Origin of the sequence: Nocardioides candidus (assembly GCF_041321175.1) — a bacterium.
Lineage (GTDB): Bacteria > Actinomycetota > Actinomycetes > Propionibacteriales > Nocardioidaceae > Nocardioides.
This window is the reverse complement of the sequence record NZ_JBGGWC010000001.1, coordinates 1,161,657-1,174,262: the sequence shown is the minus strand read 5'-3', so window position 1 is coordinate 1,174,262 and position 12,606 is coordinate 1,161,657. Positions and strand designations below refer to the sequence as shown.

15 protein-coding genes and 1 tRNA gene are annotated in these 12,606 nt (G+C 71.9%); 6 read left to right on the top strand and 10 right to left on the bottom strand.

Features of this window, described 5'->3' with window-relative positions; all coding sequences use genetic code 11:
- The first annotated feature begins 59 nt into the window (after positions 1 to 59).
- The 6 genes from pdxY (at position 60) to ACAX67_RS05760 (ending at position 4,577) form a co-directional block, all read left to right on the top strand.
- Positions 60 to 908 carry a pyridoxal kinase PdxY gene (gene pdxY / locus ACAX67_RS05785; RefSeq protein ID WP_370702861.1) on the top strand — a complete coding sequence of 283 codons (849 nt, stop codon included), beginning with the start codon at positions 60 to 62 and terminating at the stop codon, positions 906 to 908.
- Positions 909 to 938: 30 nt separating this feature from the next.
- Positions 939 to 1,012, top strand: a tRNA-Thr gene (locus ACAX67_RS05780).
- Between the two features lie 123 nt (positions 1,013 to 1,135).
- The gene (gene soxR, locus ACAX67_RS05775; RefSeq protein WP_370702860.1) at positions 1,136 to 1,567 is read left to right on the top strand and encodes a redox-sensitive transcriptional activator SoxR; all 432 of its coding nucleotides are present in this window, start codon (positions 1,136 to 1,138) and stop codon (positions 1,565 to 1,567) included.
- Positions 1,568 to 1,680: 113 nt separating this feature from the next.
- Complete coding sequence (locus ACAX67_RS05770; RefSeq protein WP_370702859.1) at positions 1,681 to 2,898, top strand: DUF4032 domain-containing protein; 1,218 nt, start codon at positions 1,681 to 1,683, stop codon at positions 2,896 to 2,898.
- Between the two features lie 11 nt (positions 2,899 to 2,909).
- Complete coding sequence (locus ACAX67_RS05765; RefSeq protein ID WP_370702858.1) at positions 2,910 to 4,010, top strand: ATP-dependent DNA ligase; 1,101 nt, start codon at positions 2,910 to 2,912, stop codon at positions 4,008 to 4,010.
- A 9-nt stretch (positions 4,011 to 4,019) separates the two neighbouring features.
- Positions 4,020 to 4,577, top strand: coding sequence for a hypothetical protein (locus ACAX67_RS05760; protein ID WP_370702857.1), 558 nt, complete (start codon positions 4,020 to 4,022; stop codon positions 4,575 to 4,577).
- Here ACAX67_RS05760 and ACAX67_RS05755 read toward each other — a convergent pair.
- Genes ACAX67_RS05755 through ACAX67_RS05710 form a run of 10 tightly spaced genes read right to left on the bottom strand, consistent with a single transcriptional unit; the run spans position 4,564 to position 12,563 of the window.
- Positions 4,564 to 5,103, bottom strand: a complete 540-nt coding sequence (locus tag ACAX67_RS05755; protein WP_370702856.1) for a mycothiol transferase — start codon at positions 5,101 to 5,103, stop codon at positions 4,564 to 4,566. The genes ACAX67_RS05760 and ACAX67_RS05755 overlap by 14 nt on opposite strands.
- Entirely contained in the window at positions 5,100 to 6,185 is a 1,086-nt protein-coding gene (locus ACAX67_RS05750) for a DNA polymerase domain-containing protein (RefSeq protein ID WP_370702855.1), read from the bottom strand. The genes ACAX67_RS05755 and ACAX67_RS05750 overlap by 4 nt, the downstream gene beginning before the upstream one ends.
- 31 nt (positions 6,186 to 6,216) lie before the next feature.
- Entirely contained in the window at positions 6,217 to 6,918 is a 702-nt protein-coding gene (locus ACAX67_RS05745) for a hypothetical protein (RefSeq protein WP_370702854.1), read from the bottom strand.
- Positions 6,919 to 6,971: 53 nt separating this feature from the next.
- Positions 6,972 to 7,667, bottom strand: a complete 696-nt coding sequence (locus tag ACAX67_RS05740) for a hypothetical protein (RefSeq protein ID WP_370702853.1) — start codon at positions 7,665 to 7,667, stop codon at positions 6,972 to 6,974.
- A gap of 53 nt (positions 7,668 to 7,720) precedes the next feature.
- Positions 7,721 to 8,125, bottom strand: coding sequence for a peptide-methionine (R)-S-oxide reductase MsrB (msrB, locus tag ACAX67_RS05735; RefSeq protein ID WP_370702852.1), 405 nt, complete (start codon positions 8,123 to 8,125; stop codon positions 7,721 to 7,723).
- A 21-nt stretch (positions 8,126 to 8,146) separates the two neighbouring features.
- Positions 8,147 to 8,584: a rhodanese-like domain-containing protein gene (locus ACAX67_RS05730; protein WP_370702851.1), complete on the bottom strand. Its 438-nt coding sequence runs from the start codon at positions 8,582 to 8,584 to the stop codon at positions 8,147 to 8,149.
- Between the two features lie 2 nt (positions 8,585 to 8,586).
- Entirely contained in the window at positions 8,587 to 9,036 is a 450-nt protein-coding gene (locus ACAX67_RS05725) for a cysteine dioxygenase (RefSeq protein WP_370702850.1), read from the bottom strand.
- 55 nt (positions 9,037 to 9,091) lie between these two features.
- A complete protein-coding gene (gene hemQ / locus ACAX67_RS05720; protein ID WP_370702849.1) occupies positions 9,092 to 9,817 on the bottom strand; it encodes a hydrogen peroxide-dependent heme synthase in 726 nt (241 codons plus the stop codon).
- Positions 9,814 to 10,515, bottom strand: coding sequence for a response regulator transcription factor (locus tag ACAX67_RS05715; RefSeq protein ID WP_370702848.1), 702 nt, complete (start codon positions 10,513 to 10,515; stop codon positions 9,814 to 9,816). The genes hemQ and ACAX67_RS05715 overlap by 4 nt, the downstream gene beginning before the upstream one ends.
- Complete coding sequence (locus tag ACAX67_RS05710; protein ID WP_370702847.1) at positions 10,512 to 12,563, bottom strand: sensor histidine kinase; 2,052 nt, start codon at positions 12,561 to 12,563, stop codon at positions 10,512 to 10,514. The genes ACAX67_RS05715 and ACAX67_RS05710 overlap by 4 nt, the downstream gene beginning before the upstream one ends.
- Positions 12,564 to 12,606: the final 43 nt, after the last annotated feature.

Genomic DNA, 12,606 nt, shown 5'->3' with positions numbered 1-12,606 from the left:
CGCGTTCTAGTTCTGTTACGAAAGGGTTTCATATTCGCCGCGGTGGTTGGATCTGAGGGGTGCGCATCCTGTCGATCCAGTCCTCCGTCGCCTACGGCCACGTCGGCAACTCGGCCGCGGTCTTCCCGCTGCAGCGCCTCGGCCACGACGTGTGGCCGGTGGCGACCGTCCAGTTCAGCAACCACACCGGGTACGGCGCGTGGCGCGGGCCGGTCTTCGCCGCCGCCGACGTCGCCGAGGTGATCGCCGGGATCGGGGATCGCGGCGTCCTCGGCTCGGCGGACGCGGTGCTCTCCGGCTACCAGGGCGACCCGGCGATGGGCGCGGTCATCCTGGATGCCGTCGCGCAGGTGAAGTCGCTCAACCCGGACGCGGTCTACTGCTGCGACCCGGTTATCGGCGACGTCGGCCGCGGGGTCTTCGTGCGGCCCGGGATCCCGGAGTTCCTGCGCGACTCCGTGGTGCCGAAGGCCGACATCGTCACGCCCAACCACTTCGAGCTGGACTTCCTGACGGGGCGCACGACGACGTCGGTCGACGAGGTGCTCGACGCCGCCGACGCGCTTCGCACGACCGGCCCCCGCGACGTGCTGGTCACCTCCGTCGTCTCCTCCGGCAGCGCCGACGAGATCGACGTCGTCGCGGTCTCCGACGAGGGCGCGTGGGCGGTCACCACTCCCCTGTTGCCGATCAGCCCGAACGGCGGGGGCGACCTCACCGCCGCCCTCTACCTCGCGCACCTGCTGGACACGGGCTCGGCGGCGACGGCCCTCGAGCGGACGACCAACGCGGTGTTCGCCGTACTCGAGGCGACCCTGGCCGCCGGCACCCGCGAGCTGCAGATCATCGCGTCCCAGGACGCCATCGCCGATCCCCCTGCTCGGTTCGGTGCTCGACGCCTGCGCTGACTACGATGACGCGGACGCCGGAAGGCGCCTGCCGCGTTAGCTCAGTTGGCCAGAGCGTTCGCCTTGTAAGCGAAGGGGCGTCGGTTCAAATCCGACACGCGGCTCCCCTCGTGACCGCAGTCGTGTGCCCGAGAACGTCCCATCGCGGGCTCTCAGGCACACGACTCCAACGATCCGGTTCTTCAACCTCGCTTGAACTGTGCGACCGCGCACGGCACGATCACCACATGACGCTGACGATCGGGCAGCTCGCGGAGCGGGCGGGCGTGGCGACGAGCGCGATCCGCTTCTACGAGGAGAAGGGCTTGGTCCACTCGACGCGTACGACGGGCAACCAGCGCCGCTACGAGCAGTCGACGCTGCGGCGGGTGGCCTTCATCCGGGCCGCGCAGGCGGTCGGGTTGTCGCTCGAGGAGGTCTCCGACGCGCTGGCCACCCTGCCGGACAACCGGACGCCGACGAAGTCGGACTGGCACCGGATCAGCAAGGACTGGCGCCCACGCCTCGACCAGCAGATCCGGCGGATCGAGCTGCTGCGCGCGCGCCTCGACGGGTGCATCGGCTGCGGCTGCCTGAGCATGAAGAGCTGCTGGCTCTCCAATCCCGACGACGTGGCGGGCGAGCGCGGAGGCAAGGGCGCGGTGCTGCTGGAGCCGTGATGTGTCGATCAGGCGGCCGACGTGACGTCGTCGGCCCCGACCCTCACCTCGGTGGCGAAGTGGCTGGCGCAGGCCAGGAGGACTAATCGGGCGCGACGGCGTACGGTCAGGTCATGGCGCTGCACGTCGTCGCCAGCCGGGCCGGGCCGGCAGACAAGGCGGCCCTGCTGACGCTCCCGTGGTCGACTCCCCTGGAGGAATGGCCCGAGGACCTCGTCGTACCGCTCCCCCGCGGCCTCTCCCGCCACGTGGTCCGGATCGTGCGCGCCGGCCGGCAGACGCTCGCGGTCAAGGAGACCGAGCCGGACATCGCGCTGCGGGAGTACCGGCTGCTGCGCGACCTGCGCCGGATGGACCTGCCGACGGTCGAGCCGCGCGGCGTCGTGACCGGTCGCACCGGACCCGACGGCGAGCCGCTGCCGGCTGCGCTGCTCACCGAGCACCTCCAGTTCTCCCTCCCCTACCGCAGCCTGTTCCGGCACGGGCTCGGTGCGGACAACCTGCCGGAGCTGGTCGACGCCCTCGTCGTGCTGCTCGTGCGACTGCACCTCGCCGACTTCTACTGGGGCGACGTGTCGTTGTCCAACGTCCTCTTCCGCCGCAGCGCCGGGGGCTTCGCCGCCTACCTGGTCGACGCCGAGACCGGGGAGCTCCAGCCGACGCTCTCCGCCCGGATGCGCGAGCACGACCTCACCGTCGCCGGGGAGAACGTCTTCGCCGAGCTCTTCGACCTGCAGGCCGGCGAGGAGCTGGATCCCGACGTCCGCGCGCACGAGATCGTCGACCTCCTGGCCGAGCGCTACGACGCGCTGTGGCGCGAGCTCACCGCCGAGGAGGAGTTCGGCAGCGCGGAGATGTGGCGCATCGAGCAGCGCATCGAGCGGCTCAACGACCTCGGCTTCGACGTCGACGAGCTCGACATCGTCACCGACCTCGGCGGCGACGTGGTCCGCATCCAGCCGAAGGTCGTCGAGGCCGGCCACCACAGCCGCGAGCTCCAGGCGCTGACCGGGCTCGGCGTCGAGGACGCCCAGGCGCGGCGCCTCCTCAACGACCTCGCGGCCTACACCGCCCACCACGACCTCGGCCGCGAGGACCGGGCGGTCGTCGCGAACCGGTGGTTCGTCAACGTCTACGAGCCCCTCGTCCGGATGCTGCCCGCCGACCAGCGCGGCAAGCTGGAGCCCCCCGAGTTCTTCCACGAGGTGCTGGTGCACCGCTGGTTCCTGTCCGAGCGCGCCGGGCACGAGGTCGACATCTTCGAGTCCGCCGCCGACTACATCGCCACGGTGCTCCCGGAGCGCCCCGATGAGCTGGTCGCCTCCGACTAGTCTCACGTTTCGTGGACCTCCCCGTGATGCCTCCCGTCCAGCCGATGCTCGCGAAGGCCGTGTCCGGGGTGCCCGACCCGGAGAAGTACGGCGGCCTCAGCTTCGAGCCCAAGTGGGACGGCTTCCGCTGCCTGGTGTTCAAGGACGGCGACGAGGTCGAGCTCGCGAGCCGCAACACCAAGCCGCTGACCCGCTACTTCCCCGAGCTCGTGGTCGCCGCGCGCGAGCAGCTCCCCGCGCGGTGCGTGCTCGACGGCGAGATCTTCGTCGCGCTGCCCACCGACGGCCGCGACCGGCTGCAGTTCGAGGTGCTCCAGGAGCGGATCCACCCCGCCGCGAGCCGCATCAACCTGCTCGCCGAGCAGACCCCGGCGAGCTTCGTCGCCTTCGACCTGCTCGCGCTGGGCGACGAGTCGTGGATGGATCGGCCGTTCTCCGAGCGACGCGCGGCGCTGGTCGAGGCACTGGCCGACCTGCCGGCCGACGGCCCCTGCCACCTCACCCGCACCAGCACCGACCCGGCGGTGGCCGAGGAGTGGTTCCACCAGTTCGAGGGAGCCGGGCTCGACGGGGTGGTGGCGAAACCGCTCGGCGCGACCTACCAGCCCAACGCGCGCACCATGCTCAAGATCAAGCACGAGCGCACCGCCGACGTGGTCGTCGCCGGCATGCGACCGCACAAGACCAGCACCCCCGAGCGACCCCTGCTCGGCAGCCTGCTCCTCGGCCTCTACGACGACGGCGAGCTCCAGCACGTCGGCGTGAGCGCCAGCTTCACCGAGAAGCGACGCGCCGAGCTGTGGCAGGAGTTGCAGGCGCTCGTCGTACCCATCGAGGAGCACCCGTGGGGGCGTTGGCAGGAGTTCCTCGTCGCCAACCCCGGTCGCCAGCCCGGCACGCAGAGCCGGTGGAGCGCCGGCAAGGACCTCTCCTTCACGCCGTTGCGGCCCGAGCGCGTCGTCGAGGTGAAGTACGACGCCATGGAGGGCCGCCGTTTCCGCCACACCGCCCACTTCAAGCGGTGGCGCGACGACCGCGACCCTGAGTCCTGCGGCTACGAGCAGCTCGAGCAGCCCGTCTCCTACGACCTCTCCGACGTCCTGGGTGCATAAGATCGGGGCATGGAACCTGTGTCGGCTGGGCCCGAGTCGTATGACGTCGTCCTTCTGGTCGAGCAGCCGCTCACGGCCGCGGACGCAGCGCAGGTGCGCTCCCTGCACGCCGACTTCGATGCCCCGGTCGTCTACCACGTGCTGATGCCCCTGGTCGATGCCGCTGCAGCCGTCGAGGCGTCCCTGGGCGCGATCGGAGGGGCCGACCTGCTGGCGCCGCCCATGACCCCGAGCCCCGAGGAGCTGGCGTCGCTGCGCGAGGAGCAGCAGGACCAGGCCGACCAGGACCTTGCCGCGACGTGCGACGAGCTCCGTGCCGCGGGCGCCGTGGTCGGCAGCGCGACGGTGCTGGCCGACCCGCCGATCGACGCCCTCGCGAGCAAGGTCGCCGAGGTCGACGGCCGCGAGGCGATCGTGCTGACCCGCCCGCACGTCGTCGCGGAGTTCTTCCACGTCGACTGGACCTCCCGCGCCCGCCGCAAGCTCGGCGTGCCGGTGCTGCACCTGCTCGAGCACGAGAACTTCGACGAGCAGGCCGGTGGCGGCGAGGGGATCAGCGGGGTCTGAGCTCGACCACGATGTCGAGGTGACCCGCGTGCCGGGCGTACTCCGCCAGCACGTGGAAGCAGATCCACTCCAGGCTCGGCGGGTCGTCGGCGAACCGGCCACCAGGCGAGGAGAGCGTCTCGAGGGAGTACGACGTCAGCACCTCCCGGGTGCGCGCGCCGATCTGCTCCAGCCGCTCGGCCAGCTGCTCCGCGGTGACGTCGGCGGGCACCTGCCAGCGGCCGTCGACGGTCTCGTCCCACGGCTCGTCGACGTCCCAGTCGCCCCACGGGTCGGCGACCCTCTCGCCGAGGAACCCCCAGACGAACCACCGCTGCTCCATGTGGAGGACGTGGCTGAGCAGCTCGACCGGCGTCCAGCCCGACGGCACCATCGAGGCGCGCTGCTCCTCCGCGGTCAGGGCGAGCACCGCGGCACTGATCTCCGAGCGGATCCAGTCGAGGTAGGCGGCCCAACGGGCCGCACCGGCCGGCCCCGACTTCGGCGGCTCCTCCACGTTGCGGGCCATGCGCTGGTCCTCGCTCATCGATCGTCGACCCGGTTGCCGTCCTCGTCCCAGTGCTCGGCGACCTTCTTGCTCGGCTGCACCCGGGGCGGCTCTCCCGGCATCTTGGGATAGTCGGGCGGGAAGTTGAGCTCGCCGCCCGGCAGCTCCTCCCAGAGCCGGAGCAACGGCTCGAGCGAGAAGTGCTCGTCGTCGATCGTTGCCCACGGGTCGCCGTCCTCCACCCGGTCGGGGACCGTGAAGAGGTTGTAGTCGCGCGGGTCCGTCACGCCGGCCAGCTCCTCCCAGGTCATCGGGGTGGAGACAGGCGCACCCGGGATCGGCCGGAGGGAGTACGCCGACGCGATGGTGCGGTCGCGGTTGTTCTGGTTGAAGTCCACGAAGATGCGCTCCCCGCGCTCCTCCTTCCACCACGCGGTCGTCACGCCCGGATCGCGCCGCTCCAGCTCCCGCCCGAAGCCGATCGCGGCGTGACGGACGTCCTCGAAGGTCCAGCGCGGCTCGATGCGGACGTAGATGTGGATGCCGCGGTTGCCCGAGGTCTTCGGGTAACCGCGGATGCCGAGCTCCTCGAGCACCTCCCGCGCGACACCCGCCACGCGAACCGCGTCGGCGAAGGTGGTGCCGGGCTGCGGGTCGAGGTCGATGCGCAGCTCGTCGGGGTGGTCCACGTCGCTGCGGCGCACCGGCCACGGGTGGAAGGTCAGAGCGCCCATCTGCGCGCACCAGACCGGCACCGCGATCTCGGTCGGGCAGATCTCGTCGGCCGTGCGGCCGGACGGGAAGGTGATGCCGACGGACTCCAGGTAGTCGGGGGCCCCCTTGGGCACGCGCTTCTGGTAGAACGCCTCGGCATCCTTGTCGGTGGGCCCGGTGGCGAGCTTGAAGCCCTCCCGGACGCCGCTCGGCCACCGCTCCAACGCGGTGGGTCGCTCGCGCAGGGCCCGCATCAGGCCGTCGGCCACGCTGACGACGTACTCGGCGACCATCAGCTTGGTCACCTCGGGCGTGCGTTCGGTGGCCTCGTAGATCACCCGGTCGGCGCTCGAGATGCGCACCGCCCGGTCGCCCGCCTGCACCTCCGCCGTCACCGACTTCGCCATGGCGCCGACCCTAGCCGTCGGCGCCGACCGCCTAGTGGTGGTAGTCGAAGGCGACCTTGAAGTGGGCGTGCTTGGTCAGTGACGTCCCGGCGGGGAGGTCGGTCTCGTTGACCCGGGTCAGGAACTGGACGAAGACGTCGTAGGTGCCGGAGTGCACGTCGAAGCCGGTGCTGCCGTGCGCCGAAGGGCGCATCTTGTCGACGATCGTGTGGCCGTTGCGGGAGACGAAGATCTGCTCGATCTGGCCCGCACTCCCCCGGTCCCACTCGATCCTCACCCTGCCGTTGTGGTTCACCTTCAGCACCGCACTCGACTGGGAGTCGGCAAGGGCCCCGAGGTGGCAGTCGAGGCCGGGGTTGGTGTCGTTGACCCGGACCAGGTGCGTCGCGGTGAAGGTGGCCGTGTCGAAAGCCCCGTTGTCGGCATCGGCGACACCGGAGGTCGAGTTCTCGACGCGCCCGCGCGCGCTGACGGTCCCGCTGTTCTCGCCGCGGAAGCTGCGCGCGACCGAGGCCGTGCGCTTGCCGCTCGTCGACGAGAACGTCTTCTGCTCGTTGGTGGGCCCGGGGTGCGCGGTGCAGCCCGACACGTTGGTCTTGCCGTAGGCGAAGGCGCCGAGGTCGCCGTCGACGGGCGGTGCGGCCGAGGCGGGGGCGGCGGGCAGCAGGAGGGCGCCGGCGGTGACGAGGGCGAACGCGGCCGCAGCGCGGCGGGCCGAGGTGCTGGGGGTCATCTGCACACAGTAGGTCGGTTCGCTGCCCTGCGCCTCGGGGTTGACCCTCTACTTCAGCGCCGGAAGGTCACGACGGTGGAGTAGTCCCCCTTCCGGGTCACCGTGTCGTGGGTCGCCACCTCGTCCTCGCCGACCCGCGTGGAGAAGTGCGTGTAGATCCGGAACCGTCCCCGCCCCACCCGGATGCTGGCGGTGCCCTGCTCGCCCGGGAGGAAGTCGTTGAACTTCAACGTGCCGTTGCGCGAGACGAGGATCTGCTCGATCACGCCCGCACCGCCGGACTCCCACGCGATGCGCAGCCGGCCACGTCGCCTGACCCGGACCAGCGCCTCCGCCTGGGTGTCGTCCACGATGCGCAAGCCGCAGTCGGAGGCCCGGTCGTCGGTCATCGTCACCTGCTGCTGGGCGGTGAAGGTGACCTTGCCGAGAGCGCCGTCGCGGGCCACCGCGACGCCTGTCGAGCTGGTCTCGCTGTGGCCGTGCACGCTCTCGCGGTCGCCGCCGTCGCGCGCCAGGAAGTCGGCGGTCGACGTGGCGGTCCGGCCGCCGTCGCCGGGCTGGAAGGTCGACGTCACCTTGCCGTCGCTCGCGGTCTGGACCTCGCAGGCGCCGCCGCCGAGGGCGTACGCACCCGCGCTGACCTCACCGTCGACGGGGGTCCCCGAGGCCGGCGCCGCCGGCAGCAGCGCGCTCGCCGCGGCCAGGGCGATCGTGCCGGCGATCCGGGCGCGTACGGACGACTTCACCATCTCGCAACGGTAGGTCCGGACGGCCCCCGCCGTCCCGGGTTCGGCGACGTCGGTCAGGCCTCGTCCTTGGGCTCCAACGTCAGGCTGATCGAGTTGATGCAGTAGCGGTCGCCCGTGGGCGTGCCGTAGCCGTCGGGGAAGACGTGGCCGAGGTGGGAGCCGCAGTTGGCGCACCGCACCTCCGTGCGGACCATGCCGTGCGTCTTGTCCTCGATGTACTCGATCGTCTCGCTGATGGGCTGGTAGAAGCTCGGCCAGCCGCACCCGGAGTGGAACTTCGTGTCGGACTCGAAGAGCTTGGCCTGGCAGGCCTTGCAGCGGTAGACGCCGGTGGTCTCGGTGTCGGTGTACTCGCCGGTGAAGGCGCGCTCGGTGCCCGCCTTGCGCAGCACGGCGTACTCGTCAGGAGAGAGCTCCGAGCGCCACTCCTCGTCGGTCTTCTCCACGTTGTAGGTCATGCTCCGAGGCTACCCACCGACTCACGCCGCGACACCTGCGAGCGGCAGCCCTGCGGCCCGCCACGCGGCGAACCCGCCGACCACGTCGGTCGCCCCGTGCAGCCCGAGGCTCTGAAGCGCGTCGGCTGCCAGCGAGGACGTGTAGCCCTCCTGGCAGAGCACGATCACCGGCAGGTCGTAGGACGTCCCGGGGAGCCGCGCGTCGCTGCGCGGGTCGAAGCGCCACTCCAGCACGTTGCGCTCGACCAGGAGCACCGGCAGCCACGCCGCGACCTCGCCCTCGAGAGCGCGCTGGGCGGCCGGACGGATGTCCACGAGCACGGCGTCGCGCGACGTGATCGCAGCGAACGCCTCGCGCGGGGTGACCCGCCGGAGGCGGGAGCGGGCGTCGGCCAGCAGGGCGTCCACGCCGTCGTACTGCCGCGCGGGGTGCATGGCGACGACGTTAGCGAGTGCCACCGTCACCACTCCTCCCCCGCGCGCTCGACACCGAGCACCTCCAGCCGGTCGCCCCGGAAGCGGAAGCGGGTCATCGTCGAGAGGCGCGGCGAGTAGGCGTGCAGCGACAGCGCAGGGCGGTCGGAGTCGTTGCGTACGTCGTGGGCGTAGCCCGCACCGAACGCCTTGCCGTCCCCGACCTCGTGGCGGACCAGCTGGAGACCACCGTCGAAGGTGTGCTCGGTGAGCGCGCCGCGGAGCACGGTGAACGCGCCGGAGGAGGAGCCGTGGTCGTGCCAGTCGGTCGCGGCGCCGGCGGGCCACGCGATCAGCCAGAGCTCGTAGTCCTCGGTGCGGAGCAGCCGGGCCCAGGTGCGCTCGGTGGGCCGCGGGTCCATCAGCTCGAGGAGGTCGCGGTCGGCGGCGTGGTCACGCACCACTTCGAGCAGGGGGAGGACGGAGAGCTGGGTCATCCCCCAATAGTGCACTAAGTCGCTAGACTTTCCAAACAATCAGACCCGGTGTAGGTCAGGGCAGGCGCGCCAGGAGGTCGCCGATGTCGACGCGGGCGCCGGTGTAGAACGGCACCTCCTCGCGCACGTGGCGACGCGTCTCCGACCCGCGCAGGTGGCGCATCAGGTCGACGATGCGCGTGAGGTCGTCGGCCTCGAACGCGAGGATCCACTCGTAGTCGCCCAGCGCGAAGGACGGCACCGTGTTGGCGCGCACGTCGGGGTAGTCGCGCGCCATCTGGCCGTGCTCGGCGAGCAGGCGACGGCGCTCGGCGTCCTCGAGGAGGTACCACTCGTAGGAGCGGATGAACGGGTAGACCGCGACGTAGGCGTGCGCCCGCTCGTCGGCCAGGAAGGCCGGCAGGTGGCTGCGGTTGAACTCCGCCGGACGGTGCAGCGCCATCTGGGACCACACCGGTGCGAGGCGGGAGCCGAACGCCGTGCGCCGCAACCGGTGGTATGCCGCCTGCAGCTGCTCGCTCGTCCGCGCGTGCCACCACACCATCAGGTCCGCGTCGGCACGGAGGCCGGCGACGTCGTACACACCGCGCACGACGACGTCGTCGGCGGCAAGCTCGGCGAGCAACGTCTCGACCTCCTCGCCCTCGGCCTTGCGCTGCACGTCGTCGTCGCCGATCGGACGCTCGAGCCTGAAGACCGACCACATGGTGAAGCGGATCGTGTCGTTGAGCTCGTTGATCTTGGCGGCGTTGGACTTGATCTCCGCCTGCGGGTCGCTCATGCCTCCATTGTCGCTCCGCCGCCGGACGAGGTGCGAGGCGCCCCGGCGCCCCGTCCGTAGCCGGCCTCGCGCGCCATGACGATGGCGTCCGCACGGCCGGAGACGCCGAGCTTGGCGTAGATCGCCGAGACCGTGTTGCGCACCGTCTTGTTGGAGACGTAGAGCTCGCCGGCGATGTCGTCGTTGGAGCGGCCGCTCGCCACCATCCGCAGCACGGAGCGCTCACGCTCGGTGAGGTCCGGGAACGGCTCGTCGGCCGCCTCGCGGGACGTCCCGGTCGCCAGCAGCGCCGCCACCTGCGCCGTCATCGAGGCACCGAACACCATGCCGCCCCCGGCGGCCGTGCGGATCGCGTTGTGCACCTCGGCGGCGCCGGCGCCCTTCAGCAGGTAGCCGCACGCACCGGCCCGGATCGCGCTGAGGATCGTGTCGTCGTCCTCGTTCATCGTGAGCATGAGGACCCGGAGCGCCGGATCCCGCCCGACGAGGAACCGGGTCGCCTCGATGCCGTCGAGGAGGGGCATCTGGATGTCCATCACCACCACGTCGGGCGCGGTCTCCCCCACCAGGTGGATCGCCTCGCGACCGTCGGCGGCCGCACCGACGACGTCGACCCCGTCCAGCGCGCCGAGCAGGGCCGTCAGCCCGTCGCGCACGATCTGGTGGTCGTCGACGACCAGCACACGGATGTCGGTCACGAGGCACTCCTCAGGGGCAGCCGAGCGCGCACGACGGTGCCGCCGGTGGGTGGACACGTGACCTCGGCCGTGCCGCCGAGCTCGGCGGCACGCTCGCGCAACCCGACGAGGCCGACGCCCGCCTGGCGCTCCGCGTCGATGCCGACGCCGTCGTCGGCGAGCTCCAGGTGGAGGGTGTCGTCGACGAGCTCCAGCCGAAGGCACGCCCGACGGGCGCGCGCGTGGCGGGCCACATTGGTGAGCGCCTCGCCGACGATCCGGTAGGCGGCGACCTCGACAGCGGCCGGCAGCAGGCCGTCGAGGTCGGGCGCCTGCACGTCGAGCGGCAGCTCCAGCCGGTCGGCCTGCTGGCGCAGCGCCCCGACCAGTCCCCTGTCGTCGAGGGCGGGCGGGCGGAGGTCGTGCACCAGCCGGCGTACGTCGGCGACGATCGTCTGCACCTGCTCGCTGATCGTGGCGAGCTCCTGCTGCGCGGCCGACGGGTCGGACCCGACGCGCATCCGGGTCGCGTCGAGCTGGAACACCACCCCGCTCAGCGCGGGACCGAGGCCGTCGTGCAGGTCGCGCCGGATCCGGCGCCGCTCCTCCTCCCGCGCCGTCACGAGCCGCTCGCGGCTCTCCTGGACCTCCTCCACCAGCCGGCTCGTGCGGGCGGCGGTGGCCGCCTGCCGCACGAGGTCGCCGAGGAGGCGCTCGTCGCGCGCGCTCAGGCGGCTCCGCAGCCCGCGCGCAGGCAGCACGAGCCGCCCGACCTCCGCCTCGCGGTAGCTGATCGGCAGGAGGCGTACGGCGGCGGGCCGCTCGCCGTAGGTCGCCAGGAGCTTCTCGCCCCCGCCCCGGTCGACCTCCACGCCGACGTACGCGACACCGAACGCGCTCGCCACCGCCTGCGCCACAGCGGCGAGCTGTTCGGGGCCTTCGTCGGTGGTCTCGAGCGTGGAGGCCAGACCGGCCACGGCGTCGTACCGCTCCTGGCGCCGGCCGACGAGCAGCCGCTGGACCACGCGCAGCAGCCGGAGCCGCAGCGGCGCGTAGAGCACGACCGACAGCAGCAGCACGACGAGCACCACCTGGCGGCGCTGCATCGCGTCGCCGAGGAGCGCGTCGAGCACGGCGATCACCGCGACGTCGGCGGCGAGGATGGTCGCCGCGAGCACGGTCCACACGAGGGTGCGCACGAGCAGGTCGTCGATCGCGACCAGGCCGGGCCGGACGATCCCGATCGTCATCGCCGCAGCAGGCAGCGCCATGACGGCGAAGAGCGCGGCGTCGTTGAGGTGGTCGACCTCCAGGCCCGCCGACACGACGAGCACCAGGGCCATCGCGATCACGCTCCAGGCCAGCCAACGCATCCGGTCGCGCTCGAGCCCCTGCGACCGGCGGTAGCGCACGACCACCGCGATCATCGAGACGAGCAGACCGGCGACCGAGACGAACAGGCAGATCGGGTTGGCGACCGCGATGACCGCGTCGGGGATCGGCACCGATCCGGCGTCGAGGTCGATCTCGGCCGGCAGCCGCACGTCGGGCAGACCGTGGGCGGGCGAGATCACGACGATGGTCGCCGCCACCGCCATCGTCAGCGTGGTGGTCCAGCCGACGACCCGGCCGCGGCCGGGCAGGAACCGACCGTCCGGGAAGAGCAGCAGCAGGAGCGCCAGGCTGAGCGGCAGGTAGGCACCGACCCGGTTGAGGAACCACAGCGCGAGGTTGCTGCCGTCGAGCGCGTCGTCGCTGCTGATCGCGAAGCGGACGTAGGACTGGCTCAGGCCGTCCACCGACCAGAACAGCCCCAGCCACGCCATTCCCCAGCCGAAGCCCTGGTCGGGCCGGTGGACGAGGATCACCGCCGCGAGCACGGCGAGCACCGCGCCGAGCAGGCAGTACGTCGACCCCCAGCCCGCCGCCAGCGTGGCCCCTGCGCCGTCGGGGTCGGCGCCGACGTCGAGCCGGACCGCCAGCCCGAGGATGACCGCGCCGAGCACGACGAGGACCCCGACCGCCACGCGGGCGGTCGGGGTCCGACGGTCGGGCAGCCGGTCCGGCACCGGGTCATTGTGGTGCGCGGCCGGGCCGCCCGGGTTGGTTTCT